General features: G+C 47.2%; 22 protein-coding genes. 4 read left to right on the top strand and 18 right to left on the bottom strand.

Annotated elements, in window-relative coordinates; translation table 11 throughout:
• Positions 1-2,019 carry a DUF455 family protein gene (locus tag ACFPK9_RS14330; RefSeq protein WP_377095769.1) on the bottom strand — a complete coding sequence of 673 codons (2,019 nt, stop codon included), beginning with the start codon at positions 2,017-2,019 and terminating at the stop codon, positions 1-3.
• An 81-nt stretch (positions 2,020-2,100) separates the two neighbouring features.
• Between ACFPK9_RS14330 and ACFPK9_RS14325 the strand changes: the two genes are divergently transcribed.
• Together ACFPK9_RS14325 and ACFPK9_RS14320 are read left to right on the top strand one after the other, a co-directional pair.
• On the top strand, positions 2,101-3,600 hold the full coding sequence (locus ACFPK9_RS14325; protein ID WP_377095767.1) for a S1C family serine protease: 1,500 nt from the start codon (positions 2,101-2,103) through the stop codon (positions 3,598-3,600).
• A gap of 19 nt (positions 3,601-3,619) precedes the next feature.
• Positions 3,620-5,083 carry a S1C family serine protease gene (locus ACFPK9_RS14320; protein ID WP_377095765.1) on the top strand — a complete coding sequence of 488 codons (1,464 nt, stop codon included), beginning with the start codon at positions 3,620-3,622 and terminating at the stop codon, positions 5,081-5,083.
• 273 nt (positions 5,084-5,356) lie between these two features.
• On the opposite strand, the gene ACFPK9_RS14315 is transcribed toward ACFPK9_RS14320, so the two are convergent.
• The 8 genes from ACFPK9_RS14315 to ACFPK9_RS14280 all read right to left on the bottom strand — a co-directional run bounded on the left by ACFPK9_RS14315 (position 5,357) and on the right by ACFPK9_RS14280 (position 15,743).
• Complete coding sequence (locus tag ACFPK9_RS14315; RefSeq protein ID WP_377095763.1) at positions 5,357-6,295, bottom strand: hypothetical protein; 939 nt, start codon at positions 6,293-6,295, stop codon at positions 5,357-5,359.
• Position 6,296: 1 nt separating this feature from the next.
• On the bottom strand, positions 6,297-6,902 hold the full coding sequence (locus tag ACFPK9_RS14310; RefSeq protein WP_377095761.1) for a transposase: 606 nt from the start codon (positions 6,900-6,902) through the stop codon (positions 6,297-6,299).
• 189 nt (positions 6,903-7,091) lie between these two features.
• Positions 7,092-10,295 (bottom strand): efflux RND transporter permease subunit, encoded by a 3,204-nt coding sequence (locus ACFPK9_RS14305; protein ID WP_377095759.1) that lies wholly within the window; start codon positions 10,293-10,295, stop codon positions 7,092-7,094.
• 8 nt (positions 10,296-10,303) lie between these two features.
• Positions 10,304-11,476 (bottom strand): efflux RND transporter periplasmic adaptor subunit, encoded by a 1,173-nt coding sequence (locus ACFPK9_RS14300; RefSeq protein WP_377095757.1) that lies wholly within the window; start codon positions 11,474-11,476, stop codon positions 10,304-10,306.
• Positions 11,473-12,924 carry an efflux transporter outer membrane subunit gene (locus ACFPK9_RS14295; RefSeq protein ID WP_377095756.1) on the bottom strand — a complete coding sequence of 484 codons (1,452 nt, stop codon included), beginning with the start codon at positions 12,922-12,924 and terminating at the stop codon, positions 11,473-11,475. Before ACFPK9_RS14295 ends, ACFPK9_RS14300 begins: the two co-directional genes overlap by 4 nt.
• A gap of 154 nt (positions 12,925-13,078) precedes the next feature.
• On the bottom strand, positions 13,079-14,110 hold the full coding sequence (locus tag ACFPK9_RS14290; protein WP_377095754.1) for a type III polyketide synthase: 1,032 nt from the start codon (positions 14,108-14,110) through the stop codon (positions 13,079-13,081).
• A complete protein-coding gene (locus tag ACFPK9_RS14285; RefSeq protein ID WP_377095753.1) occupies positions 14,107-15,117 on the bottom strand; it encodes an NAD(P)/FAD-dependent oxidoreductase in 1,011 nt (336 codons plus the stop codon). Before ACFPK9_RS14285 ends, ACFPK9_RS14290 begins: the two co-directional genes overlap by 4 nt.
• On the bottom strand, positions 15,114-15,743 hold the full coding sequence (locus tag ACFPK9_RS14280; RefSeq protein ID WP_377095751.1) for a class I SAM-dependent methyltransferase: 630 nt from the start codon (positions 15,741-15,743) through the stop codon (positions 15,114-15,116). The genes ACFPK9_RS14285 and ACFPK9_RS14280 overlap by 4 nt, the downstream gene beginning before the upstream one ends.
• A gap of 90 nt (positions 15,744-15,833) precedes the next feature.
• Here ACFPK9_RS14280 and ACFPK9_RS14275 point away from each other — a divergent pair, with 90 nt between their 5' ends.
• Positions 15,834-16,343 carry a septal ring lytic transglycosylase RlpA family protein gene (locus ACFPK9_RS14275; RefSeq protein WP_377095749.1) on the top strand — a complete coding sequence of 170 codons (510 nt, stop codon included), beginning with the start codon at positions 15,834-15,836 and terminating at the stop codon, positions 16,341-16,343.
• Between the two features lie 481 nt (positions 16,344-16,824).
• Entirely contained in the window at positions 16,825-17,064 is a 240-nt protein-coding gene (locus tag ACFPK9_RS14270) for a PEP-CTERM sorting domain-containing protein (RefSeq protein WP_377095747.1), read from the top strand.
• 94 nt (positions 17,065-17,158) lie between these two features.
• On the opposite strand, the gene ACFPK9_RS14265 is transcribed toward ACFPK9_RS14270, so the two are convergent.
• The 9 genes from ACFPK9_RS14265 to ACFPK9_RS14225 form a co-directional block, all read right to left on the bottom strand.
• A complete protein-coding gene (locus ACFPK9_RS14265) occupies positions 17,159-18,067 on the bottom strand; it encodes a YitT family protein (protein WP_377095745.1) in 909 nt (302 codons plus the stop codon).
• An 88-nt stretch (positions 18,068-18,155) separates the two neighbouring features.
• On the bottom strand, positions 18,156-18,494 hold the full coding sequence (locus ACFPK9_RS14260; protein WP_377095743.1) for a tRNA-binding protein: 339 nt from the start codon (positions 18,492-18,494) through the stop codon (positions 18,156-18,158).
• A gap of 318 nt (positions 18,495-18,812) precedes the next feature.
• Positions 18,813-21,083: a tetratricopeptide repeat protein gene (locus tag ACFPK9_RS14255; RefSeq protein ID WP_377095742.1), complete on the bottom strand. Its 2,271-nt coding sequence runs from the start codon at positions 21,081-21,083 to the stop codon at positions 18,813-18,815.
• A gap of 126 nt (positions 21,084-21,209) precedes the next feature.
• On the bottom strand, positions 21,210-22,451 hold the full coding sequence (locus ACFPK9_RS14250) for a DUF2254 domain-containing protein (protein ID WP_377095740.1): 1,242 nt from the start codon (positions 22,449-22,451) through the stop codon (positions 21,210-21,212).
• A gap of 342 nt (positions 22,452-22,793) precedes the next feature.
• Positions 22,794-22,943, bottom strand: coding sequence for a DUF1328 domain-containing protein (locus ACFPK9_RS14245; protein ID WP_377095738.1), 150 nt, complete (start codon positions 22,941-22,943; stop codon positions 22,794-22,796).
• 1 nt (position 22,944) lies between these two features.
• Complete coding sequence (locus tag ACFPK9_RS14240; RefSeq protein WP_377095736.1) at positions 22,945-23,163, bottom strand: YtxH domain-containing protein; 219 nt, start codon at positions 23,161-23,163, stop codon at positions 22,945-22,947.
• 187 nt (positions 23,164-23,350) lie between these two features.
• The gene (locus ACFPK9_RS14235) at positions 23,351-24,061 is read right to left on the bottom strand and encodes a peroxiredoxin-like family protein (protein ID WP_377095734.1); all 711 of its coding nucleotides are present in this window, start codon (positions 24,059-24,061) and stop codon (positions 23,351-23,353) included.
• Positions 24,062-24,730: 669 nt separating this feature from the next.
• Complete coding sequence (gene blaOXA, locus ACFPK9_RS14230; protein WP_377095732.1) at positions 24,731-25,576, bottom strand: class D beta-lactamase; 846 nt, start codon at positions 25,574-25,576, stop codon at positions 24,731-24,733.
• A gap of 17 nt (positions 25,577-25,593) precedes the next feature.
• Positions 25,594-26,430, bottom strand: a complete 837-nt coding sequence (locus ACFPK9_RS14225) for a cation diffusion facilitator family transporter (protein WP_377095730.1) — start codon at positions 26,428-26,430, stop codon at positions 25,594-25,596.
• Between the last annotated feature and the right edge of the window lie 127 nt (positions 26,431-26,557).

The raw sequence follows: 26,557 nt of genomic DNA, 5'->3' as shown, positions 1-26,557 counted from the left end.
TCACTCCCCACTAACTCCTTCTAACAAACTACTAGGTCTTGCAACTCGGTACACAGCTATAAACTCCTCCGCCTGCGATGGATCATTTAAGACATAAGTGCCGGCTGTTAGCCCAGTCTGTAGTCCACCTTCTTCAATCGGACCAAACTCTGGCATTTGTTCGAACTGGGATTTACGTAGAATTTTATACACGCCTCCCAAGCCTGGCGCCGTCTTTTTCAGCAATTCTACAGCAACACGCCCCATCGTGTGCCGCACATTTACCTCGACCACTGGTCTAAACACGAAAGCTCCGTTCGCATTTCTAGACACCATCGAGTCCACCCCAATCGCACCTACATAACCACTCCTCGCTATCAGTTCCTGTAGCGCTTTCGGCAGCTCATACTTATAAAAAGCATTCGCCTGACAGTCTCTGAAAAGAAAAGCACTCAGCTCAGCATCCAGCCCTTGCGCCCATTTCGGCAACACTAGCGACCCCTTAAAACGACCAAGTTCATCATTCAGTACACGCGTCATCCCCACCTGCTTGATCTCACCATCATCCCCCACTTCGTATTGCGCGGAAAAATCAACTACTCTATCCAGCCACGGCTCCGCGAGCACAGCTCCATGTTCCTTAAGTGCCCGCTTCAGCCAGCCCTCAGAACTCTGCGTCCACTTGCCATTTAACAATCTACAATGTCCTCGACCCGCATTCGAGAACGCCGCCTTGAGCAACACATCGCCACTAGCCTCCTTCACGTATTTTTCCACCGCACTCACCGAGCTACACCATTCCCCAACAGCTCCACCTAACTGTAGCTCCAGCTCATAGCCCATCCGTTTGGACATCCACTTCGACTCACAATGCGCCCGCCACTTTTGACTCACATTTTCACTCATTGTGCTAGAATACGGCTTGAGAACATCAGAAGCTGTTTGCTGCCAAGCCCACGGCCGCATACCACCGATCCGACGCTCTTTTAAATCCTTCGGATCTTCGATCGAAATGCATTCCGGCATTGGGAAGCCCCACGCTCGAATATTGCGCAAATGCTCACGACTCGGCTCTTTCCGCAGAAGCAGAACATCATCGCGCCGCGCCCATGCCAGAGGAATCATATCTAAATCTTCTTCTAACAAGGCAACATTACGTTTCGGCGAAAATGACTTTTTATTTAAGAGCGCAAGCTCTTCACTCTCAGCATTTGGATTAAACCAATGTAAAACCGGAGTACGCCCACGTGACTGTTCCTCAACTTCTAGAAAATCAATCCAGTCCTCATCGATCCCAGCCAACTTTCTCCCTTCAGCATTGTAAGGAGCCACCCCTTTCGCACGCACCGGTGAAAGGGGGAAATGTAACTGAGTCTGAAACGCTTCCCAATCCGTCTTCGATTGATCCTTCCACCGACGAAACCATTTCAACCCATGCCCCACATGCTCGATCTCATCTTCATAAATCTTTTCTAACACCGCTGCGGTCCCGCCATCTCCCACTTCACGAAAAAGCTTCGCGTAATGTACTGAATAATCTAGATTCGCTTGCTCAAATACTAAACTCAAGCGACTCACAAAATCCATCGGCTGCTCCATCGGTGCGACCGCTCTCCAAAAATAGTCATTCACCGGCAACTCGCCAAACTCCACACCACATTCCCTCATCCTCCGCATATACATCAGCGTGTGCGCCTGTTCCTCTTTTAAAGTCTCATACACCCCCATCCGAAACTCTTTTGGCGCATTGGGGAACTTTAATAAGACAAGAGCCATCAACTCTGTCGCTAATAGTTCGTGGTTCGCAAGGAAATGAAGCATCTTGCCGCGCTCGCGGTCATCATCCAACCGATTCGTCCCCGGAAAATCGGCCTTCACTCCACGTTCAGAAATCTGCAACTCCTTCGGCCTACCTGGACCATCAGGCATAGTAAACGCAGTCGCTGGCGCATCATCGGTGATCAACTTGGAATTAAGCAAAAGCTTCTCTTCCAAGCTCTTCCCATAGAGCACCTGCTCAGCGAAATCGCGTAATTCCATGCCACGGCTTAGCCTCCATCCCCGGAATTTTCAAATCTCACTTTCAAAAATTAAAAATCGCATTAGCGTAACCGACAACCCATGAAGATCCTTTCTAGCTTAGCAATCCTTACCCTTTGTAGCACCCTAAACGCGGAACAAGCAGTCCAACTCCCGCTCTCACCCACTGAATCAGCCGCCATCGCTCCTGCACTTTCTGACATTTACAAGTCCGTCGTGCGAATCGAGGTCGCCTCTCAAATCCCCGACTACAAAACCCCATGGAACGCTGGTCGATTCTCTGGAGGAACTGGCACCGGCTTCCTCATTGGTAAAAATCAATTCCTCACCAATGCGCACGTCGTATCAAATGCCCGCCGCGTGCTCATCACCATGCACGGATCGTCGCGGAAACACCCAGCCCGCGTTGTCCACATCGCCCACGATTGCGATCTCGCACTCATAGAAGTCGAAGACTTTAGTTCCTTTGAAGATCTTCCGCACCTCAGCATCGGCACCATTCCTAAGCTCGAATCCGAAGTCCGCGTCATCGGTTACCCAATCGGCGGTGAGCGCATTTCCGTCACCCGCGGTGTCGTCTCGCGTATCGACTTCTCAGCCTATTCTCACTCACGTGCCGATTCCCACCTCGTAGTGCAGATCGACGCCGCCATCAACCCCGGAAACTCAGGTGGCCCAGTCCTCCAAAAAGGTAAAGTCGTCGGCGTCGCCTTCCAAGGCCTACGCCAAGCCGACAACACCGGCTACATGATTCCTACTCCTGTCATCAAACGCTTTCTCACCGACATCGAAGACGGAAAATACGACAAATACGTCGATCTCGGTATATCCCCGTTCGCCCTCTTCAACCCCGCCATGCGTAAGGTCCATAACCTAGGGCCCAATGACCCCGGCGTCCTCGTTGCCGATGTCATCGCTGGCAGTTCATCCAGCCCAGCTCTGCAAACTGGAGACATCCTCACTGCCATCGATAACCACCCAGTAGACTCATCTGGTAACATCATGATCGCTGGCGAACGCGTCGATATGAACGAAATTGTCGAACGAAAATTCGCAGGCGACACCGTGAAGTTAGATTTTATCAGAGACGGAAAGGAAATGTCTCAGGAAATCGAGCTCAAGGGTTTTCCCCCAGCACAAATGGTCGCCATCCAGTACGGCAAAAAACCACGCTACATCATCCAAGGTGGCCTTGTACTCCAACCACTCAATATCAACCTCTACTCCGCTCACAAACTTAATAACCCTCGCGTGCGCCGCCTCTTCAATGACTTCGTCTCCGAAGGCCTTTACAAAGAACGCGAAGACATACTCATCCTCACCCGCGTGCTCGACGACCCCATTAACTCGGGAATCTCCGGCTACGTAGGCAACGCCGTCAAATCCATCAACGGCATCGACATCACCGACATCAAACAAGCCTACGAACTACTCAATCCAGATGAAATGCCAGAATTCTTTGAAATCACCTTAGATGGCTCAGATCGACCACTTATTTTACCGACCAAAGAACTTTCATCCGCCAACGGCCGCATCAGCACCAGCTATGGCGTTCACAAATCATACAACCTTGAAAACTAAGCTACGCACCCCACAGACTATGAAACTTTTTCTTACAATCGCTGTAGCCGCCACCACTACTTTCAGCCTCATTGCTGCTGAAGTCTCCGACTCCGTCGTGCGCATTTCCTCCACCATCCAAAGCTATAATCCATCCCAACCCTGGGATAAAAATGCTCCAGGTAAACGGAGAGCACTCGCTGCCGTCCTCTCTAACAAGCAAGTTCTCACTACCGCCGAAATGGTCGCCAATGCGAACTTCATCCAGTTAGAAACCACCAACGGTGAAAGCCAAATCCCCGCCGGCGTTGTCGCCGTCGATTACGAGGCAAACTTAGCTCTGCTCGAAGCTACCACCGAACTCGGCAAAGCCACACTCGCAGAAATCCCAGGTCTAGAACTCGCCCAGCCAGCTCACCTAGGCGACTCCGTAGAAATCATCCAGGTCCAGGAGAATGGCATGCCTCTCATCACCGAAGGTAAAATCCAAGGCGCTAAAGTCATCTCCAGCTTCGTCCCCGGCCATTTCTTTCTCACCTATATTGTAAAAGCATCCATGCAAAGTGCCGCGAATAGCTTCACCATCCCAGTTGCTAAAGACGGCAAACTCATCGGCGTACTCACCAGCTATTCCTCTAAGGATCAGCTCACCGACATCATCGCCCCCGAAATCATCGCAGCCTTTCTGAAAGACGCCGCCGATGGTGACTACGCCGGCTTCCCCACCCTCGGCATCGCCACCACGCGCACGACCGACGTCCATTTCCGCGACTGGCTCAAACTCCCCACCAGCATGGGAGGACTCTACATCACCCGCATTCTCCGTAACTCTGCCGCCGAAGAAGCCGGCCTAAAAAAGGGAGATGTCCTGATCTCTATCGATAACAAACCACTCGACCGCCGTGGCTACTACCAAGCCAATGGCTACGGCCAACTCTACTGGAGCCATCTCATCCGCGGCTCCCACCCCGTCGGCTCCACAATCAAACTCGGCATACTGCGCGACGGCGAAGAACTCGAAATCGAAGCCAAGCTCAAACGCTCACCCGAAGGACTCATTCCCTCACATACTTACGATAAAGAACCGCGCTACCTCGTCAAAGGAGGCCTCGTCTTCCAAGAGCTCACTAAATCCTATCTTGAAGCCTTCGGCGACGACTGGGTCACCCGCGCTCCACTCAACCTCCTCGACGCCCTCAACCACCCAGAAGATTACGAGGAAGGCCGCAAGCGTCTCGTCTTTATCAGCGCCGCAATCCCAACCCCCGCAACCCTCGGCTACGAATCGCTCCGCAGCGTCATCGTCGAAGAAGTCAACGACACCCCAATCGAAGACATCCCCTCCCTCGTCGCCGCCTTCGAAAAAGTCCCAGAAAATGGCATCCATACCCTCAAAATCGATGAAAAACCAGAAACCATCTACATCGATGCCAAAACCTCAGACGATGTCGACCAACAACTCCTCCTCCGCGGTCTCCCCTCACTCTCCAGAGACTCAGAATAACGAAGCTTATACCATTTCAGTGGATAGATTGTCAAAATGGGGGTGTTAATTTGGCCTTCATCTCAAGGTATTACGAAGCAATGTAGCAGGCTACATGACTGAGGATAAATGCAGAAGTGAAACCGAAGTAATGCCGCTCGTTATTGGAATCAGCTCTACTGACTAGCCTTCATATGAAACTCATCAAAATTATCCATTCCGACAATATAGCCAGGAGAGTGGTATTACATCCCCGCATACTCGCCTCATCAAATGATTGATCAATAGTCGGATCTAACCTTCTAGGTCAACCCATCTCCACTGGTCTTTTTCTTCAAGTAGTGCGGTTGGAAACTCTTCTTCTGTGTGACAATACTTATGATCTAGGGCTTTATACGTCTTACCATCTAGGGTTATGCGACCAATTTTCCAGCCCTCATCACAGTCTTCAAGTTCATCTAATCCAGTGATTCTTGGAACAACATCACTCTTACCAACTTCTTCAACACATCCATTTTCAATAGACAATTTCTTTCCAGAAAGAGTGGTGTATGAAAATTCAAAAAGAAAAGTTGCCAGAGTCTTTATGTTTTTTAAATGAGTAAGAACGTCGACAATCTTCCTTAAATACACTAAATTTTTGGGCATATCGTCGAGTGGCGTATCAAAGTTTAGCCCGTCTCTTAAAAGTCTACCTGTGACGTACTTAACAGGCAGCTCTAGCTCACTAAGATAATTTCTGAGAGTATCGGTATCGAAACGATCCAAAGGTCTTCGCTTGTTCAGCTCACCACCACCAAATAATTCTGACATTTCCCGCCTCAATAGTTTGCTTTCATCCCCCCAACTAGATCTAGGCAAGTAGCTATATTTAAGTTCATCCGATCCTGCTTTACGGACTAAAGAAATGTATCTTCTACCACGCAAATCAGGTGAGATAAGGGCAGCACTTAAAACGTCTTCATCAGCCAAAGGAACCTCTGATGGCTCTAAATGATTAATAAATATATCTAGATTTACACAATATGAATAAGAAATTCTGGTTGTCAGCATATAATAGGAATTATCAGCAGAAAAGTAACTTATGACATTATTTATGACCTCTACAGCGTCACCCACCATAATATCAACTGACGTATAGTTAGATCTATATAAGTTAGATGCAGCTATAACATCCTCAAACACTTCAAAAGATTTGCCTTCATCAACTATAATTTCATTATTCAACCACATATTAAAATAAATATAATAAACTGTTATCTTCGATAAAACCTATACCTAAATCCACTAATTCATCGAAATCATCTGCACCAGTAGTATCTATCAACTTACCTACTTTGTGTAAAAGCTTTTTTGGTAGAGCTTCCACCCCACTCACAGAACCTTCAGGCATGCATATCCTACATTTAAGTAGATCATCTTTTGTGATTTTTCCAAATTGACGACCAACAGCTTTACGAACCCAACTAATGTAGGAATGACCATCACCATCTAAGGGGTTTTTCTTCCAGGCTTTATTAGAGTTTTTAACCTGACAAAATATCCTCTTCCCACCTATTTCGATTACTACATCGATATCAGTTTTCCCTAAGACCACAATATTCACAATATTAGACAGACAAATTTCTACAAAACTAGCACCACGTAACTTGGGTACTTGCAGCTTCACTTCTCCAGCTTGAGTGACGAGCTTGCGCTCGTACTTACCGTTACGCTGAGCCTGGCGACTATCATTGCGTTGATAACGGCCAGCTTTGCAGATCATCTCAGACTTGGCACTCGCCGCTGAGTTAGTTACTACTTCTGTTGTCTTCTCGTTCCTCTGGGTTGTATCGGGCATGGTTATTTTATTTGCCCAATTAGTCTGATATGACCGCCAACGAGGAGGCGATTTTCCCTTTTTATCTAGGGTCTCACCTCCTGCTTTTTACAATTTGCGAAACTTTCGGGACGTTACCCGAGGTTTTGCCTTCGGCTCTGCAGAAAGACGACCATCGTCTCAAAAGCATCGTGCTCCACTAGCTCGATATCACGCCTGCTTAAAAAATACTCTACTTATCAGCCGCTTCACATCTTCTAACATTAGGTATACGCTCGGAACCAAGATCAAGGTAATTGCTGTTGCAAAGAGAATCCCAAAGCCAAGAGACACTGCCATCGGAATCAAAAATCGAGCCTGCATGTCGGTCTCTGTGAGCATCGGCATCAGGCCGGCAAAAGTCGTCAAGGATGTCAATAAGATCGGTCGGAAACGTCTAGTTCCTGCGTTCCAAACTGCTTCTATCACAGAATCGCTCTCTTCCCTGTGACGATTAACATATTCTACTAACACTAACGAATCATTCACTACCACACCGGCCAATGCTACTACCCCACACATCGACATAATGCTGAGATCCATTCCTAATAATATATGCCCCCACACTGCTCCCACTATTCCAAATGGAATCACCGACATCACGATCAATGGCTGAACGTATGACTTCAGTGGAATCGCCATCAAAATGTAGATCATCAATAAAGCAAAAACGAACTTCTGACTCATCTCTTTCACTGAAGTGTTCTGGTCCTCTTGCTCCCCTCTATATCCCCATCGAACTCCAGGAAATTTCTTCTCCATCCCAGCTAAAACCGTCTCATTAAAAGTTGCAACCACAGCATTTGAGTTCGCACCAGACGTCTTATCCACATCTGCTGCAATCGTGATTGATCGCCGACCGTCCACCCGGTTGATCGTAGACAAGCCTCGATACGCCTCGCCGGTAATCACCTGCTTGATAGGAACCTCATCGCCACTCGGAGAAACTAAGCGAACCTCTTCCAAGGTCTCTAAAGCTCGGCGCTCGTACTCGGGGTAGCGAACCATCACCTTTACCTCATCGCGGCCTCGCTGAATCCGCTGCACTTCGTCACCATAAAATGAGGCTCGCAATTGTTGAGCAACCGAGGACACAGTAAACCCTAGAGCCCTACCAGCATCACTGAGATCTTCGCGTTTGAATACAATCTCCTGCTTCCCCATGCGCCAGCTCGTACTGATATCAGTGACATTATTCATATCCTGGAGACCGTCTGTTAGGTAATCAGCCGCTGCTTTCAACTCCGTGAGATCTTTTCCGGTGATTTCAATATCTATGGCATTTCCACCGCTATTGGTTTCCTGCTTAAATGTCAGTTCCACGACGCCTGGAATCACCCCTATTTCCTTACGCCAAGCTGAGATCACCTCATCCCCGCTCCATTCGCGATCAACTGCAGGAATGAGCTCTAAGGTCACTTCTCCTAAATGACTATTCACCTGTCCGCTGTTAGGAGTAAATCCAGCCTGAAATGGTTGTGTTCCACTACTCGCCAAATAGTGCTTCACCACACTCTGCCCCTGATTTCCAACTAACTGTTCACCTACTCGCATAGCTGCAGCTTCGATCCGCTCGATCGCTCGATCAGTCGTCTCAAAATTCACACCAGCGGGCATTACCAATTTTGCAGAAATCACATCCCCTTCCACTTTTGGAATAAATGTAAAAGGAACGCGACCACTCCCGACCAGCCCAACTGTGATGAATAAAATAGCGACAAAACACGACCACACCACGTAGCGAGAATGTAATACCGTTTTCAAAACTGGCCGATAAACCTTTTCGATAAACCATTCTAGTCCATCAGCTATCCAGTGCTGAACACGCGTAAGAAGTCCATGACTTTGTTTGTTCTCATCGCGCGATTTCAAGGTCGCCAAATGAGCAGGAAGAACCAACTTTGACTGCATCAATGAAAACATCAAAACGGGAATCACCACCAAGGGAATATTTGGCCAAATTTTTCCACTCACGCCACTCAAGCCTAACATCGGTGTAAAAGCAGCCATCGTCGTCAACACACCGAAGGTCACAACAACTCCAACTTCATGCGTACCTTTCCACGCGGCCTCTTTCGGATCCTCACCTTTTCGAATACGACTATAAACGTTTTCCCCCACAACAATCGCATCATCTACCACGATTCCCAGTACCAGAATAAAGGCAAATAAGGCAATCATATTGATGCTCACTCCTAAGGTCGGCATCAACCACACACCACCAGCAAACGACACCGGAATACCAATCGCGACAAGAGCCGCCAGAGATGGACGTAAAAATAACGCGAGCACAATAAATACCAAGATTAAGCCCACAACCCCGTTACGCCCCAGCAGCGACAAACGTCCTGCTAGCATCTTACTCTGATCATTCCATAGTTCCAGAGTCACCCCTGCTGGCAATTCGCGCGGTGCCACATTTTCTATATAATCACGAACCCCCTTCGCCAAAAGAATCGTATCCTGATCGCCAGTACGAAAAACATTTACCAGTGCCGCATTTCTTCCATCGAAACGCGCACGCAAGTCCACATCTTCAAAACCGTCAATCACCGTCGCGATGTCTCCTAACAAAAGCTGCTCACCTGTCGCATTGCTTACGATGACCACATCGTTAAAATCGCTAGCCTCTTTCACTTTCCCCTTCACCCGCACAACCACCTCACCACTGCGCTCCCTTACGCTGCCTGCTGGCAAATCTAACGAAGCCGCACGGAGCGCCCGAGCTACACCATCCAAACTCAAACCGTGTTGACGCAGCGTCGCATCCGACACTTCAATAGAAATTTCATAAGGTCGCACATTCGCCAGTGACGCCTTCGTGATATTCGGTTTCCCGCGCAATGCTTGATCTAACTTCCCAACAAAACTCGTCGCATCTTCGGCCTGATAGTTCAGTAAGCCGTCACGCACAGTCTCCGCCATATGTCTGAGTGTCTTTTCATCCGCCTCAGCACTCACTGCCACACTCATCACTTGATAAGAAAGTAAGAGTTCTTCCACCACCGGTTTCTCAGATTCTTCCGGAAGTGTACTCACCGCATCTACTCGGCTCTTCACATCATCCATCACCTCCCGCACATCGTAACCAGTCTCAACCTCCACCGTCAAAGCGCCTAAACCCTCAGTCGCTGTTGCAGTATAGCGCTTCACTCCGTCAATATCTGCAATGGCATCCTCGAGCGGAAGCAAGATGCCATCTTCCACTTCTTCAGGCGTCGCATTTGGAAACACGACCGAGACAGTTACCGCATCTAAACTCGTTTCAGGAAACACTTCCTTTTTCAGCTTAAACCATGTGGAAACGCCAGCGATCAAGATCACTAACATCATGAAGTTTCCCGCCACATGATTGCGGGTAAACCATTTGATCATCCCTTCCATTATGGAGCTCTATTCGCTGTTTTTGAAATTTCTACTTTCATCCCATCCACTGGAATTTCGATAGGACTAGTGATCACAGATTCTCCTGAAGAAAGGCCGTCCACCACCATCACTGTGTCTCGGTCACTACGCTCAACAGTAACATCTCTCACTTCTAACAACCCCTTCGAATCCACCAGCCAAACAGTACCATTCGTCCTCAATGCCATACGAGGCAGTCTCACCACATTTTCAAATTGCGTTCCTTTGAAGACACCTTCCACAAATAAACCAAACGGAGGAAGAGGAAATCTGCCATCGTCTTTTTTCTCTGCTACTTCCACCACCGTCATCATTGTATGCGTTGCCCTGTCAATGACTCCCTCCGTCCTCACCACCTTCCCTATCCATTGCTCATTCAGGCGACCGATCTGCGCATTTATTTCCACTGCCACGTTCTCTAATGAAGGTGGCAAATAGCTCACGTCTTCCAAACTTAGAGGTAAACGAACCTGAACTTTATCCGCTTCATAAATGATAGCAACACGCCCAGCTGACGTGAGATACCCACCTTGATCCACCTGCGCTGATTCCACCAAACATGCATAGGGTGCGACAATTTCAGTCTTCGCGAGATCCCGTTCAGCTTGTTTCACTGCAGCTTCCGCCGCTATCAGACGAGCCTTTGCAGACTTCAGTTGCGGTACGCGCTTAATTAACTCTCCAGGCTCGCCTCCTCGTCCTAACTTCTTCCAATCTCTCAAGCCTTGTTCCGCTCTCGCCTCTTCTTGTACAATCTGTAGCTCAGCGTCCGCCACATTGGCCCGCGCTTGTTCTAACTGAGACAGATAATCCGCCTGACTCAACTTAAGCATGAGCTCTCCTTTCTTAAATTTGCCACCCGCTTTGAGCTCTGGAGAAACCCAGTCGATCGCACCCGAGACCTCACTCACAATCTCAGTCGAGCTTACAGGTTCAACCTTCCCTTGAGCTCTCAATACCACTTTATAGTTTTCCTCTACTACCTCTAACACCTCCACATTTGGTACAAAGAGCTCCTTACCTTCGGCAGGAGCCTTCACTGAAGTAGACATCAGCCCCTTCATCACAGCTACACCAATTCCCAGCACTAACAGCACGAGAATAAATTTAATCATTGGCCGGATTTTGCGGCCCGTTTCTATCATGCTCATTTCCCTTTAAATCTAAATTCTCCACCGAGGGCGAGATGCAGATCCACTCGATTGTCTAACTGCATACGCTTTAAGGTGAGCAGGCTCGCGCCTATATCCACGGCACTGCGCTGAGCGGAAAGCAAGGTGAGTACGTCGCCTGTTCCGTCTAAGAAGTCATCATTTGCAGCCTTTGCCGCCTCTTTTGATAAATCATATGCCCGCTGCATATCCTTCACCCGCTTACTTAACCAGTTTTCCACGACCAAAGCATTTTCAACCTCGCTAAATGCCTTCAACACCACGCCTTCAAGCTTGGCCAATTCCTCACGCTCTTTCGAATTTCGTAATTCGATCTCCCCTTTCACTCGGCCACCAGTGAGAATATTCTGCACTAAGGTTCCACCAATCGACCACGTACTAAAATTGTTGTTCACGATTTGCTCAAGCGCATCACTCGCAGTTCCATACGAACCAGTTAAACTGATGATTGGGAAAATTGCACGTTTCGCTTCTTTCACCCGAGAAACAGCAGCAGCGTACCTACGCTCAGCGGCAACGACATCGGGCCGGCGTTGTAATAAAGATGAAGGCACACCACTTGGTGGGCTCTTGGGCATTTTAGTGAGAGCATTGCTCCCCTTGAGTTTACCTTCCGGATATCTGCCACAAAGCAGTTCCAACCTTCTCTTTGCCAAAGCCATATCACTCATCCGCTGAGACACTAGTGATTCCGCAGTAGCTAAATCGGTCTGCGCCAGACGCAGCTGGCTAGCCGAGCCACCCTCACCTCCCAAGTTGCGCTCAAATCGATCCGCAATCGATTCCACCGAAGACTTGCGAATCCTAACAACTTCCTGCGCGAGTTCTAGTTGTTCACCGGCTTCCCCCAATGCAAACCACGCCTTGCAAACTTCCGCCGCGAGTGCTGCCTCAGCCGCTTTTTGATCGAGCTCGGCCGCCTGGGCATCAGAAATGGCGGCCGTCTGTCCCATTCGAATTCTTCCCCACAAATCAATCTCCCAATTCATGCGTAAATCCGCATAACTGCCATTCTGAATACTCGAGCCTCCAAAAGGAAAGCCGACGAACTGACGCTGGCTTCTATCCCCATTAATTTCTGCAGCTAACGTCGGTCGTGCCGCAGCACCTGCTAGATACGCATTCTGCCGAGCTTGCGCCACACGCTCAGCCTGCGCACGCATGTCTGTATTACGCGCCATAGCCTCGTCCACCAAATTACTCAGTTGCTTATCCTTAAACGAAGCCACCCAGTCACGATCCACTCCCGCTTTTCCCTCCTTAGTAGCAGACCAACTATTCGGTGCCATCTGCTCAACTTTTAACATCTGTGACTCCGGCGGTTTAGCGGCACAAGCAATCAACAATACACTGCAGCCAGCCACAGAGCATACCGCGATTCCCCGAATCGCAATTTCCCGAATACTTCTGACAAAGTGAAAATGCATTAATTGATAATCTCTAAGTAATCTCACACACTCTGCAAAACCAATTCCCTAAACGATCAATTAAATCAAAATGGCAAACAGCTCTGACAGCGATCTGAGCCTAAGAAAGTTTAGGTCAATCAAAAGAAAAATCTAAATAACAATTTGTATTTCATTATTCTCCACAATTCCCAACATATTCGAGCTCGCAACTGTGTGCTGAAAACCCAGCTCCAAAGGCACAGATCCAAGCCGATGTTTCTGAGCTTCGACTCTCTATGAAACGCTCAAGCCCTACTAGCACCGAAGGACTACTCAAATTCCCATAATCCCTCATCACAGATCGGGCGTATTCCACATTCGGCAGAACTGAATCTAGCTGCTCTAACACATCGCGCCCACCTCCATGGGTCACCCACGCATCAGGAGTCTCGATCGTCCGCTGTGCATAAAGTCGCGCCACTGCGTTTCCCGCTAGCTCAGGCACTGTCTTATCCAACTGATTTCGCAGCTTTCCAGCTGCATTGGTAAAACGGATTTTTTCTCGATGTTCAGGTAAATGCAGCGACTGAAAATGCCCTAACTGCCAACCATCACTCTCGCCAGTCCACACCGCCGCCGCAGCTCCATCACCAAAAATACAGGTACTAATCAACACCCCAAAATCATCCTCCACATAAAACGCAGCAGAACATACCTCCACAGCTACGGTGACCACCGCCGCATCTGGATTATCAGACAACACACCTTTCGCTGCTCTCAGCAATGGTACTGCGGCCCCACACCCCAGACCTGTCATGTCTTGCAAAAACACGTCCTCACGTAAGCCTAGCTCTGCCGCCACATACGAACTCACTCCCGGACAGAGAAAGCCCGTACACGAACATAAGAAAAGCGCATCGATTTCACCTGGCTTATGACCAGATTTAGCAACAGCCTTTCTCACCGCTTCAGCAGCAAGTTTGGGCGCCTCACGCTCGTAGGCCTCATTAAGTCCTTGAGCATCTCTACTCCAAGCATCCTCAAGCGCATCCACACAGAAATGGCGTTTCTCAATCCCACTATTTCCACTGAGTACTTTCTCTAACACTAGCCGCGAGCGTCCACTAAGCTCAGTCCAAAATGGAGCACCACGCATAGCCTCCAAACTCTCTTCTTGGGTATATGCATATGATGGAAAAGCGCTTGCAACAGAGTGAAGTTTCATGGAGTACGTAATTGTTCGAATAGAAAAGATGTCGGAAAGAGCGAACGCTTACCGAGTTGGCCCAGTAGCAATTGACTGAGTGAATTAAAAAATAATGGATGCAACCCAGCCGCTAGTCCGCAACGCTTTTGGAAATAGTCTTTCTTCGCTTTGTTGTAATCAACGCTGGCCTCATCCCAGCTACTCTTCCCTTCAGAATACCCTTGGAGGAACGGCAAAGCGATCGCGCTAGACTCTAGCGCCATACTCATGCCATTTCCCGTAAACGGAGGAATCATGTACTGCGCATCGCCCACAGCAAAACCATCAGTATTACACTGAGCACCAAAATCAAAACCAGCAATCGCTGAAGCACTTACATCATCGCGATCAGCCAGCTCTAAACGCTCAGCCAAATATCCAAGACCATTCGCCCTCATATACTTTTCTAACAACTGCTCACCCTTAATCTCTTTATTAAGTTCAAAAAGGGCACAGACATTCACCTTGTTAGACTCGATATTCGCTAAACCTGCATAGCCTCCACCAGCACTATGCATTTCCAAGCCTTTCACATCGATATTACTATAATGCAATTTCAAGCCGATCCACTTCTTGGCCCCTCGCTTCCTCTTACCCGAAGCCACTACCACACCTTCAGTAATCTCACCTCGCCAAGATTTACGGGTCTCCAGATCTCCTCCCAATTCGACAAACATTTGGGCTAAGCGACGATCTAACACAAATCGTGACAGACCTCGTGCTGGTGTAGGCAAAACTTCATCTGTGACTTTTTTACCAGCTATCCACCAACTCATTTGCTCTAGCATCTGAGCACCTTCAAGTGCTACCTGAATTCCTAACACCTCTAGAGTTCTCTCTTGCACCCCACTGATAAACTCCCCACACACTTTATGTTGAGGATAGTCTCCTCTCTCAATCAGTCTTACAGGAACCCGACGTCTAAGCAGCCCGATACCAAGTGACAATCCAGCAAGACCTCCCCCTATAATCTGAATCTCTCTCACGCTTTCACCGCCTTGCTACGTAATCCACCCATCCAATGCGTCACTTCTACCCATTGAAAATTTTCTGAAAAATAAGCCTCTAATTCGCCTGCCACAAAACCTGCGCGAATACTCACCATCATGTCGTGCTTAGTCACTCGCCCAACAAATGGATAGGCGAAATACCCTAACACCAGCGCATACGGCCGCCGTGCTGGTTCAGCAAACAACAAAGCCTTCGCGTCCTTCAGCCTATTCACCAGTATAACTAGCTGTTCATGCTTGAGGTGATGTAAAAATAGATTCACAACAACCACAGTTTCATCGTCGATCGGCAACTCGCTCTCTAACACATTAGCTTGCAGCCACTGCGCCCTATCATGCATTCCTGCTGGACGCTCAACTAGATCCACTGCACACACTTCCAGCTCAGAAAATTGCTCACAAATAGCAGTCGCTAAGAGCCCTTCACCAGCTCCTAACTCGACCACGCGTTTCACTCCCTTGAGCTCGTGTAACTCTCGGACAATCCACGCTTCGCCACCAATCAGCCGATTCAACACGCGCAAGTCGGCACGACTACGTATCGCCTCAGGATTATCGGCTGGCAAGTCATCTAAAATCTCTGGTTCGACGGTGCGCTGCATGAAACTAACACATCATTCTCGCAAGCTACTAAAAACGCAATTGAAAGTTTTCGATGTGACAGATCTCTATCCACCCGTTAGTTTTCCTCCATGCGCCTTCTCGCTCTTTTTTCCGCTCTTCTCAGTATCATCTTGCTTTCATCCTGTGCCTCCCCCTCAGGCCACAACGGCTATCTCACCCGTCCCTACACTATACGCGGCCAGCACTACCACCCAATGCCCGTCGAACAAGCTCTCTACCACACCGAAGTCGGCGTCGCGTCTTGGTACGATGAATCCAGCTGGCTCGGCTTCAAACGAGGCAACACATCACTCGGCGAAAAAGTCCAGCCCTGGCATATCTCCGGAGCTCACAAAACCCTCCCTCTCCCCTGCGAAGTCAAAGTTACCAATCTCGAAAACGGGAAAACCCTCAAAATGCGCCTTAACGATCGCGGTCCATTCATTCCCGGACGCATCATTGATGTCACTCCGCGCGCCGCTAAAAAATTAGACTTCCATAAAGATGGCCTCACTAAAGTCAAAATCGAAGTCCTTTCTGTCGGTGACGGAAAATACAAACGTAAGCCCAAGCGCAAAAAGCGCTTCCTTTTCTTTTAATCTTCTAGAGTCGAAGTAAACACTCTAACATATTCTTACTCTTCATGTTACCTGTTAACAATCCACATTGTTTACAAGAAAAAAATATTCACACTCTAAAAACATATATGAAGACTCTCTCCTTTCAGCAACACTCGTCGCTTCGGAGATATGCGTTTCAGCCTCCACACTCCTATTCGATGATTTCGATAATAACGACATTGCAACAAGCGGAATCAACGGCGGTTTCCATTTAGTAAGTAACAGCACCAATGCTACTGAACTTTCTCTGCAAGGCGGCACAAGTAATGGGAATGGTGATGGCTCGGGCTTTCGAACAGCCAGTAATTTCAGATTCGTTATCAATAGTTCAGGTATCTAGTCACTTGCAGGCAACGACGGTACAAACCAAGTAACTCTATTTACAGGTACCGCATTAACAGGCGCCGAGGTCGCTAATGGCTATTCTATCACAATGGACGTAACCGCAGCAGGATGACAAGTGAGCAGCTCTGGCCTTGGAACTGATTTTAATGAATCAGGAGCATGGTCAGGAGGTTTTGATTACTCCGATCTTCAAACCGACCTCTACACATCTGCAATCATTCAAGCGAACAACCAAAATACTTCCAGATCTTTAAATATTGATTCCATCTCCGTCACAGCAATCCCTGAGCCAAGTTCCAGCTCACTTCTCCTTCTCGGAGGCAGCGCACTCTTCCTTCGTCGCAAGCGTCGATAGGCGATTATAAAACAATCAGATCATTTCAACCAAAGACCCTCAGCAGTTCTTCAGCCGAGGGTCTTTTGATTGTCTCTGATTTAAAAAGTACAACCTACCCAATCGGGGCGATATAGTAGCTGCTAGAGACGCCCTCGACATCGTGATAATAATAAAAACCATTGGGGTCAGCCTGTCGTATCGCACTAAGCATCGATGGTAGCTCCTCCTGCGTGATAATGGTCCTGATCAGATGAAATGGTTCACCGCTGTGCCCACCAGCCCCTTCTTGCAGGGTGTAGGTTCTATGAGCTGTGGTTGAGGTAATCGCCTTTCCCACTTTTTCATGCACATTGCTGATCACTACCAACATGGTCACTTTGAATTTTTTATAAAGATTGTTCAGCGTTTCTGCCGACACGAAAATATAAATACAAGTGTACATGAGCGTGTTCACTACGGTCTCAAAATCCCCATTCTTCATAAAATCTAACACCAGTCCAAAGCCTGTCGATACTACCGATGCGATAACAGCAATCACTCCCACAGGTTTGAGGTACTTCACAGCGAAGTACGCCCCCACAATATCTTCATCGCCAGTCGACCCTCGGTTCCGAAATGCTAAAGCCTTTGCGCAGCCAGCTAGAATTCCGCCAAAAATTACAAGAATAATACGTTCATTCTGCGGCTCAGGTTGAGCAAAACGCAATTCAGGAAGAACGATCAAAGCTAGTACAACTATAGTCACCACAACAAAGGAGCGAAAGGCAAACACCTTACTCACCCGAGTGAATGCAAAAACTAACATGCAAGCTTGGAAAACTATATAGAGCCCAATGAAAACAGCATAACTGTCGAAATAGTATGACAACGCCGTCGCGATACCCTCTGTGCCCGTCAAAATGACTTTGGACGGCAACACAAAATACTTGAGCGCAGCCGCGTAAAGCAGCCCAGCAAAAAGAATCACACTATACTCTTTTAATGCTAATTTGAGACGAGGTGAACTATTCAATGCAGTCATTATTTAAATCTGGAGGAAACTTGACAGAGTCGATGCAGCTCACGGCTACCGCAAGCTGAATTTTCAGTTTTCTAACAAGCAGCAAGTCCTACGCCAACCGCGTGCCATTAGGCAACTCCATGTCCACAGCTGATAGCACGACAGAGCCGTCTGGTCCATGCAATCCCGTAACTAAACATTCTGACATAATAGGCCCGATCTGTTTTGGTGGGAAATTTACAACCGCTAGGACCTGCTTACCAAGAAGAGACTCCTTACTATATAGATTAGTAATCTGCGCACTAGACTTCTTCACTCCAAGCTCTTTCCCAAAATCGACCTTCAAGATATATGCTGGTCGCTTCGCTTTTGGAAAATCTTCCGCTCCAACAATAGTACCGACACGGATATCAACTTTCTGAAAGTCCTCCCAATCAATTTGCTCCATAGCTACTTAATCGCGCTTCTGAGCCCACGAGTACACCCTAAAATTATCAATTTTAAAATGATTACGGACTGTTCGAAATCCAAACCTGCCTTCAGTAACCGGCGCTTAATCGATTCCCTAAAAGACGGCCTTACCATCGCGCCAATATTGAATTTTCTCTCCGCCCGCTACGCTCCGAATCATCATCTTGGTAAATCAATACTTGCCCAAAACTAGCTCCACACTCCTCGGCTGCCAGCGACATACTCTTCAGTAATCCTGCCACGTAAAATGTAATCAGGCAATTTTTTAACAAAAGAGCAAACATGAAACCAAGCACTATAAATTCTGGACGTGATCCACAGCGTCGATTCGCCACTCACCGTCATCAAGAACCTTCACTGTAAGCTGAGCTTCGCTATCAGTAGTACCTTCTGCACCCTTCACGTACATCACTAATGAGGTCAACTTTTGATCGGCCTCAAAACTCAAGTCTGGCCAATTATTACGATTCACATCAACTCCAATATAATCACCTTGATCCTTAAAATCTCCATCGCCATTCGCATCGATAGAGATCAGCTCATTAGATTGGGCGTCGTAGATCTCAATCCGCATCGGCACTGATGACTCGATTCTTAGATCAATAGCCTCCGGCTCACCCGCTGAAGAACGTTGAATCATATGATGAATAGGAATCAAGAAGAATGGATTATCCCGCACTCGATGAGCATCAATCACTGCCGTACGCTCATCTTTAGCCGCAGAACTATAACGCCACTGCGCACTAACACCATCACCTGACGCGCCGATCCATTCACAAGTCACCAACGATTCAGTTCCACCAGCTTCTGGTTCGCCCGAAATTTCAATTACTACACTCTCTCCAGCGCCGAGTGACAAAGCTATTTCACTTTGACCTTTCGTCATCCCTACGCCCGATTCAATCACATACCAGCCGTCATCTAACATTTGTATCTCACCCACAGCGCCTCTCACACGCAGCATTCCAGTTTGCTCTTCCGAACTCGAATTCAACACAAAAAATCTCCCGTAAGCTTTTTCGCCCGATACCGAAATAGCTGCACTCTGTATCGGCTGGATATCTACCATTCTAAAAGCGATAGTCCTCTCAGGATTACGTACCTCTGAGGCACCGGACTCAAAGGCACCATGCTCTGCAGCATTTCCCGCTAACTCCTGTGCTCCCTTATCAGACCTATCACTCACTACTTGCTGTGCCAGCTGCAATCTTTCGATTTCCTTGCGGTTCTCTAACACTCGCGTAGGTAAACGCATCGAGCCTGCCAAACGTACTGCCTCTTGTAAGATCTCAATAGCTTCCGCATAACTTCCCTGCTTCTCTAAAAAGATCGCATACTTTTCATACAGTGGCAGTTCACCGAACTTATTTCCTTTCTGCCGTTCATTATCCAGAGCCAGCAAAAGCCAGTCTTCAATCTGAGGATCTGTAGCTCCATCTTCGATTGCCAAATCCACCACCGTCGTCAGTACATAGGTCCACAGATTCGGGTTCACGTCCTTCTTCGCTTCCTCAAACACAGTGTTCACCATCTCCCAAGCCTCAGGTTTACGACCTAGTGCGTAGTAAATACGCGCACGTAATAAAGCACACTCAATCACGTCATCTTTATCATAGTAATGCGTACTCGAAATCACCTCCATCGCTTCATCGGCAATGCTTAGAGACTCTTCATCCAACTGTCCGAACTCCATCTTTGCCAATTCTCTCCTAAGGTAACCCTCACTATAAAAAGGTCGCTGCTTAGTAAAAAATTTCTCAATTTGTTCTACATAATGCTGATAGAACCCCAGCGACTCCTCAGTGTGTCCATGGATTTCACAAATAAGCATTAACGATTTAATTGCTCGGAGAGTGTACTTATAAACCTCCGCCGGCATCGGTCCTCCATCATTTTCAATGTAGACATTACTGTAACCTATGTACCAATAATAAAGCTCCGCAGCTCGTGCCCAATCACCTGTGAACAATGCCTGATCAGCCACAGAGATCACAGCATACATATTCGCATAATATATGAACAGGTCAGAGCCTTGGCCAAGGTCCTTTCGATAATAGGGAAAAGCACGTTTCCTCGCCTCTGGCATGAATGAGAAAATAGCACCACGGTCGGCATAAACCGATGTATCCTCAGTGTTGATTCCTTTGAAATCACGTAAACTGTCCTCCATTTTCAAAACCCATGAACGCACCTCCGCTGCCCGCCCAAGGCTCGACAGCCTCGCTATGATGTTCTGATACAAGACGTAGTCACTACTCGGAATATCCACAGCCCTCCTTGGATTCTTCCGAATACTACGCTCGTAAAGAGAATTAAAAACTTGATATCCCCATTCCGCATCTTCTCTACCAGACTTAACCTGAGCCTCCCACCACACGATAGCAAAAAAGTGATGACTCGGATGCTCCTCATCGACCTTATCATAAACTTCATCGAGCCGTTTAAGCGCCTCAGCAGGTTTTCCCTCATGATACAGCTCTAGCACCGATGCCATTTGTTCTTCATAAAACGCCTTCTGCTCCCCCTTCACGCGCTTCCATGGATCAGCATCAACATACTGAACCATGATAAAAAACTGAAAAAAGATAACTGCAACAAGAGACAATCTCACGCCTCAGTTCTAGCGAGTTCTTACATATCAATGCAAGACCATACATACTTGGAACTCAGCTTAGCTGCTACAGTTCCCCTATTACGTAAATTGAGCAGCCGCTTTGACAGCTTCTAAATCCTTTGGCGAATCAATGGCTACTTCCGCCCTCTTGATAACCGCGTCGCTATACTCGGCTATCAATTTCTGAGCTTCCTCATTACTCACAGCAGCAATTGCACTAAAACCCTTTTGTAATCGCATCATTACCTCCACAGCACCTGCACCATCCCGGCTAATCATTCTAAAAGCATCGTCAAACATATCTTCAAGCGACAATTCAGGCACAGCAACTCGATCAAATTGAACTTCTTCCTCTTCCTCTGGCTTCGCCCAAAACACTAACAGACGCACAAGTGCCCCAATAACTGCGATTGCCGTTCCCGAATCGTTAATCGCTGGAGACAAGGCTCTCCCCGCAATTTCAGACAAAACGACGAGACCAAAGCGAGGATCATCTTCAAAGGTCCGATCTCTACCAATCACAAAAGCTTTAGATACCTTGTCTTTAAATTCTGACAACTCCTCCACATCTCCTTCGAAAAAAGCCAAGGCTCTCGCAGGTGAGGCAAAAGTCCCAGGTAAAGCCATCAACTCTATCTCCACATCATGCTTCTCAGCTAACTCCTGCAACTCATCCATTTTTACCATCTGCACATAGCCGATCTCCTCACCAATAACAGCAACAGCCCCCACAGCGCGCTCGCCTACTTTCTTACCACCCAACTGCGGTGACTTACGGCGACGCTTCAATGCTGCAGAAGTCGTTAGCTCCACTTTATCGATCGTTGTTCCCATCCTTCCCAACCGAGCAATTCTATCCACCCACCACACAAATGTTAGAATGACCACCGCGAAAACCGCAAAAGTCATGATCAACAAAGTGAAACGACCAGCTCTCTCATAATAGCCATTCTGTAGAGCAAATAGGCCGACGATACTGAAAATAAATGCTCCAACAAATGCAGTCAGCGCATTCTGTGAAACATCATCCGAAATGATCAGAGGAAAAGTCCTCGGCGTGGCATCCTTACTCGCGGAAGCATAAGCCGAAACCATTGAGCCTACCGCAAATGTCGCCATCACCAGCATACTCGCAGCAATCACTTGTAGTAAAGTTTCTATCGAATCAATCGAGATGTTAGGAACCGTCTCTAACGCTGGAAACTGGTCGACCCATTTTGCGGCAAATACAGCCACCACTGAGATACAACAAATGACTGCAGGTTTAACCCAGAGCTGCTCTTTTAAGCGATGGTATAGAAATACAAGCCAGTTGCACATGTCGTGTTTTTTGTGAAAAAATATTGTTCCATGCTGCACTCGTTGCAACATACTAGAACTACCTTATAACACAATTGTGCCAACCCTGACCAGTTCAGTAACCTGACTACAAAGAAAACGGCAAAGCAAAGACGCCAAACAAGTTTATGACATCACCTAACAGAGACTTCTATCTGTGGTCTATCAGGCACTGCCTTTAGACAAAGGGCTGCACTATGAGCTGTTTTTACTCATAGAGCAGCGGTGAAAAACAAATTTAACAATAATCCCTCCTAGCTTGAAGCCACTCGCACACAAGGCAAAGCTCTTCCTCAACCGAGAAAGGTTAGATCCTGCCCTTCGTTATTTCTTCAAGAAGGAAATAACTGCAAGCACTAGAAAAACAACAAAGCAGATTTTTGCAATTCCAGCTGCGGTACCAGCGATACCGCCAAATCCAAGAACTGCTGCAATCAAAGCTACTACTAAAAAAATAATGGCATAACGTAACATACTAGTCTGTGGCCTCCTTGATTGCATCTCCAGTTTCTTCTGCCGCATCCTCTACATTCTCTTTAATGTCTTCGCCAGCATCCTGAACTTCTTCGGCTGGACGTTGATCAAGAGCATCCTCGACAGTTTCTTCTACCTTGTCAGATGTGCTCTCCTGCTTCTCACATGCAGTAAATGCAACTAAGGGAGTACATAGGCCAATGATTTTATATAGTTTCATATTTTGGTTTTATTAGGTTTATCAGCATTAAACACTGACATTACATTCCTAACATATATACTTTTGCGAGTAAAGAAGTGATCCAAACACTCCACATATACATTACTCATTGTGAATGAGTAACAAAAAAAGGAGATAAGTTTCACTTAGCTCCTTGAATATTTATAATAACAAACCCCTTAAATATTTACTTCTCAGTACTTTTAAGCGATTCTAAAATCTGATCAGCAGTTGCACGATTCCTATATTCAGCATCTAAAAAGGCATAACTAATTTTACCATCTGGCTGAATAATATATGTAGCACTCAATGGCAGCGTAGTATCATCGTAGCTCGCTCCATTGTATTTTTTGAGATCGGCATAGTCACGCATCGCATCTTCCACCCACTTGGTCATGGTGAACACAATACCGTATTTTTTAGCCACTTCACTGTTTAGGTCAGTGAGAACCTCGAATTCCAATGCGTGCTTTTCAGTGGTCGGCAGAGACTTATCTGGAAGTTCGGGCGAGAGCGCTACTAATTGTGCACCGGCTTTTTTAAATTCATCTAAATGCTCCTGGTAGTTGCGCAGTGTAATATTGCAATACGGACACCACGAACCACGGTACCAAGTCAGGACCACTGGACCATCTTTCAAAAGCTTAGACAGAGTCACATCCTTGCCCACCGCATTTTTTAGAGTGAAGTCTGGAGCTGAGTCCCCAACGTTGAGCGCCTTTTCCAGCACGCCTGATTCCTGCACCGATTTGATGCCCTTATTGTATTCTACAATCGTTTCCTCAGGAGCAGTCTTTGTAAATTTGTCCTTTCGGGCGTCGAGTTCTACTTGAAGATCTTCTGCTAACACGCTCATAGAAGAGAGCGCCAAAGCTAGAGTGATATTTCTTAATTTCATAATGCGGAAGCCTAGAGTGTTAATTTGATCAATAGACATTAATAGGAGTCTCGGAATCACAACCTATTCCCTACAAAGAAAAAATAGGGCTCTTCGTATCCTATGATGCCTAGGATAAGAGTTAAAGTCAGCACACTACTCCTCTATGCTGACAAGAACCTGAAACTCCACGAAATGATCTGATAATCTGATTAATACCTGCCGAACCTACATGGTAATGGAATCCTCGTGTTTCATCGAGGTCAATCGCAGGATTACCTTGCACATCAAAAGGCGCTATCGTATGAACCTCAAGAATCGAATGCTGTGGATCGGGTAGATTAGGATCAAAATTCATCCATTAAATGCTGGTCTAATGCCTCCTTGTCCCACTCTTGGCTCTCCGCCACGTGACGATTCATGGTGGTTATGAGCTTCTCCGTCTTATTGCGAATGAATACCATCTGAATGAGTTTAATAGGTGGGGCTCGACCATCGAAGACTAATGGTAGTCGAATCCCGCCACGCGCACAATTAACAACTCTTACTAAGCAGTTTATGAACTCCCCTAAGAATACGATAGACAAAAAAACTCACAAAAACGAGAGAGACCAAATAAAAGGGGGTCATAGGAGCAATAAGGAAAATTGAGTGTAAGCCTAATCAATAACAATGCGAATCGAAACTTCGCTACGGCAAGACCTTCAAAGACTGGAAGACTTCACGCACAATCGCTTCCCGCTTATACAGATCATCGGCTCTATTCGGTGTGTCAATATTAAGCGCAAAAAAAACAGCCCCTGTAGGCAGCTCCACCCAACCGACCCACCAACCGATCGTTCCACTCCAGCCAGTCTTCGCTCGCAAGATCCATTCTTTTCCGGCCTCATTAATCATCATGTCTTTGACCAAGCGCTGAGTACTCACGCTAAATGGAAGCTCATTTCTATAAAGCTTTTGCAGAAAACTAATCTGTTCCAATGCCGAGATCCGGAGATTTCCTTCCACCCAAAATGGAGTGTCACCCGTCGGGTCAGCGTTTCCGTAATCAATCTTTTCCATGTACGCACGCTCAAGCGATTCACCTATTTCTTTCTCGAAAACCTCATACACCCAGACCACTGAATGGCGCATCGAAGAACGAAGTGTCTGATCTCGATTCCAAACCTCATATCTCCGCTTCTTTCCATCCCAGGGAATCACTTGAAATTCATCGCGCACGACACCCGCATCGAGTGCGAACAACGCATGCGGAATCTTAAAAGTCGAAGCAGGCGAAAATCGTTTTTCTGCACGTTCCTTATTGAAAACAAATGTTCCACGCGTCTCCTCGCGTTCATCTAACACAACAAGCGTTCCTTCAGCAGCGAATTTAGAAAACACCTTCTGCCATTTTGGACGACTAACAATAGCGTCTTCAGCCAACATATGATGAAGAGGCAGCAGGCATAAGGTGACGATGAGTAAGCGATAAATAGAAATCATTAATCCATGCTTTAAAGAGTACAACCTCCCTAATCCAGCAATCTTTAACATTTCCTATATTTCAATTGTCACATGCCTCTAACCCTCCCTTCAACCATTCTATTGTAGGGCTCAATGTGAATTACTAGATCCTTTAATTTCGGCATTTTATCAGTCACATACTCTTCAAACTCATGCGCAATTTCATGCCCTACCGTCACAGTACAATGCGGATCCACCTGCACATGCACTTCCGCAAAATAAAACACACCACTCTTGCGCACGCGACATTTCTCGATGGCACAAATACCTTCCACATCCTCAGCATAACGGCGAATATCTTCATCCACGCTCTCATCCACCTTCCCGTCAATATTCTCATGAACAGAACGAGCTATAATCCTCCCACCATTAAACACAATAATGGCACAAGCAACCAACGCCCCCCAGTCATCAGCCGCTGCGTATTTTGGTCCACCCAGTAAAGCTAAGGTCAAACCAACAGCCACCGCTCCAGACGTCATAGCATCCGAACGATGGTGCCACGCATCCCCTTCCAGCGCACGACTGTCAGATTGCTCAGAAAGCACCGAGATCTTCCGCGCTAACACTTCCTTAATCACCACGACCAACAACAGCACCGGCAAGGTAAACCAACTAGGACTATGGTGCGGAGTGAGAATTTCGTGAATGCTCTGATACGCGATCAAAGCTGCGGCACCTAACAAAGCCATCCCCGAAAAGATCCCGGCAAGCGATTCAATCCTGCCGTGTCCAAATGGATGCCCTTCATCCGCGGGACGCAGCGACAAGCCAAAGCCTAACCAAGTAATCAACGACACGAGAATATCCGATGCCGACTCAATACCATCGGCAATGAGCGCATAGGAATTACCAATCACGCCAGTCGCAATCTTCACGATCATTAGGATGAAATTCACCAATGTCGTCAGCAGCGCGTATCCTATGACTTCCTGTCGTTCCATGCTCGATAATCCATTTGCCGAACTTTCAGTCTAACTAACTATAACCTCAAAACCAGCTCAGATTACA

This window comes from Rubritalea spongiae, from assembly GCF_042652385.1.
In the GTDB taxonomy this organism is placed as follows: Bacteria; Verrucomicrobiota; Verrucomicrobiia; order Verrucomicrobiales; family Akkermansiaceae; genus Rubritalea; species Rubritalea spongiae.
Note: the sequence above shows the minus strand (reverse complement) of the source record. Positions and strands in the feature narration are given on the sequence as shown.

What these genes read in the sequence shown, in the direction of transcription:
- ACFPK9_RS14330 (WP_377095769.1), bottom strand. Translation starts at nt 2,019, where the DNA reads ATGGAATTACGCGATTTCGCTGAGCAGGTGCTCTATGGGAAGAGCTTG.
- ACFPK9_RS14325 (WP_377095767.1), top strand. Translation starts at nt 2,101, where the DNA reads ATGAAGATCCTTTCTAGCTTAGCAATCCTTACCCTTTGTAGCACCCTA.
- ACFPK9_RS14320 (WP_377095765.1), top strand. Translation starts at nt 3,620, where the DNA reads ATGAAACTTTTTCTTACAATCGCTGTAGCCGCCACCACTACTTTCAGC.
- ACFPK9_RS14315 (WP_377095763.1), bottom strand. Translation starts at nt 6,295, where the DNA reads ATGTGGTTGAATAATGAAATTATAGTTGATGAAGGCAAATCTTTTGAA.
- ACFPK9_RS14310 (WP_377095761.1), bottom strand. Translation starts at nt 6,902, where the DNA reads ATGCCCGATACAACCCAGAGGAACGAGAAGACAACAGAAGTAGTAACT.
- ACFPK9_RS14305 (WP_377095759.1), bottom strand. Translation starts at nt 10,295, where the DNA reads ATGATCAAATGGTTTACCCGCAATCATGTGGCGGGAAACTTCATGATG.
- ACFPK9_RS14300 (WP_377095757.1), bottom strand. Translation starts at nt 11,476, where the DNA reads ATGAGCATGATAGAAACGGGCCGCAAAATCCGGCCAATGATTAAATTT.
- ACFPK9_RS14295 (WP_377095756.1), bottom strand. Translation starts at nt 12,924, where the DNA reads ATGCATTTTCACTTTGTCAGAAGTATTCGGGAAATTGCGATTCGGGGA.
- ACFPK9_RS14290 (WP_377095754.1), bottom strand. Translation starts at nt 14,110, where the DNA reads ATGAAACTTCACTCTGTTGCAAGCGCTTTTCCATCATATGCATATACC.
- ACFPK9_RS14280 (WP_377095751.1), bottom strand. Translation starts at nt 15,743, where the DNA reads ATGCAGCGCACCGTCGAACCAGAGATTTTAGATGACTTGCCAGCCGAT.
- ACFPK9_RS14275 (WP_377095749.1), top strand. Translation starts at nt 15,834, where the DNA reads ATGCGCCTTCTCGCTCTTTTTTCCGCTCTTCTCAGTATCATCTTGCTT.
- ACFPK9_RS14265 (WP_377095745.1), bottom strand. Translation starts at nt 18,067, where the DNA reads ATGACTGCATTGAATAGTTCACCTCGTCTCAAATTAGCATTAAAAGAG.
- ACFPK9_RS14260 (WP_377095743.1), bottom strand. Translation starts at nt 18,494, where the DNA reads ATGGAGCAAATTGATTGGGAGGACTTTCAGAAAGTTGATATCCGTGTC.
- ACFPK9_RS14255 (WP_377095742.1), bottom strand. Translation starts at nt 21,083, where the DNA reads ATGGTTCAGTATGTTGATGCTGATCCATGGAAGCGCGTGAAGGGGGAG.
- ACFPK9_RS14250 (WP_377095740.1), bottom strand. Translation starts at nt 22,451, where the DNA reads ATGTGCAACTGGCTTGTATTTCTATACCATCGCTTAAAAGAGCAGCTC.
- ACFPK9_RS14245 (WP_377095738.1), bottom strand. Translation starts at nt 22,943, where the DNA reads ATGTTACGTTATGCCATTATTTTTTTAGTAGTAGCTTTGATTGCAGCA.
- ACFPK9_RS14240 (WP_377095736.1), bottom strand. Translation starts at nt 23,163, where the DNA reads ATGAAACTATATAAAATCATTGGCCTATGTACTCCCTTAGTTGCATTT.
- ACFPK9_RS14235 (WP_377095734.1), bottom strand. Translation starts at nt 24,061, where the DNA reads ATGAAATTAAGAAATATCACTCTAGCTTTGGCGCTCTCTTCTATGAGC.
- blaOXA (WP_377095732.1), bottom strand. Translation starts at nt 25,576, where the DNA reads ATGTTAAAGATTGCTGGATTAGGGAGGTTGTACTCTTTAAAGCATGGA.
- ACFPK9_RS14225 (WP_377095730.1), bottom strand. Translation starts at nt 26,430, where the DNA reads ATGATCGTGAAGATTGCGACTGGCGTGATTGGTAATTCCTATGCGCTC.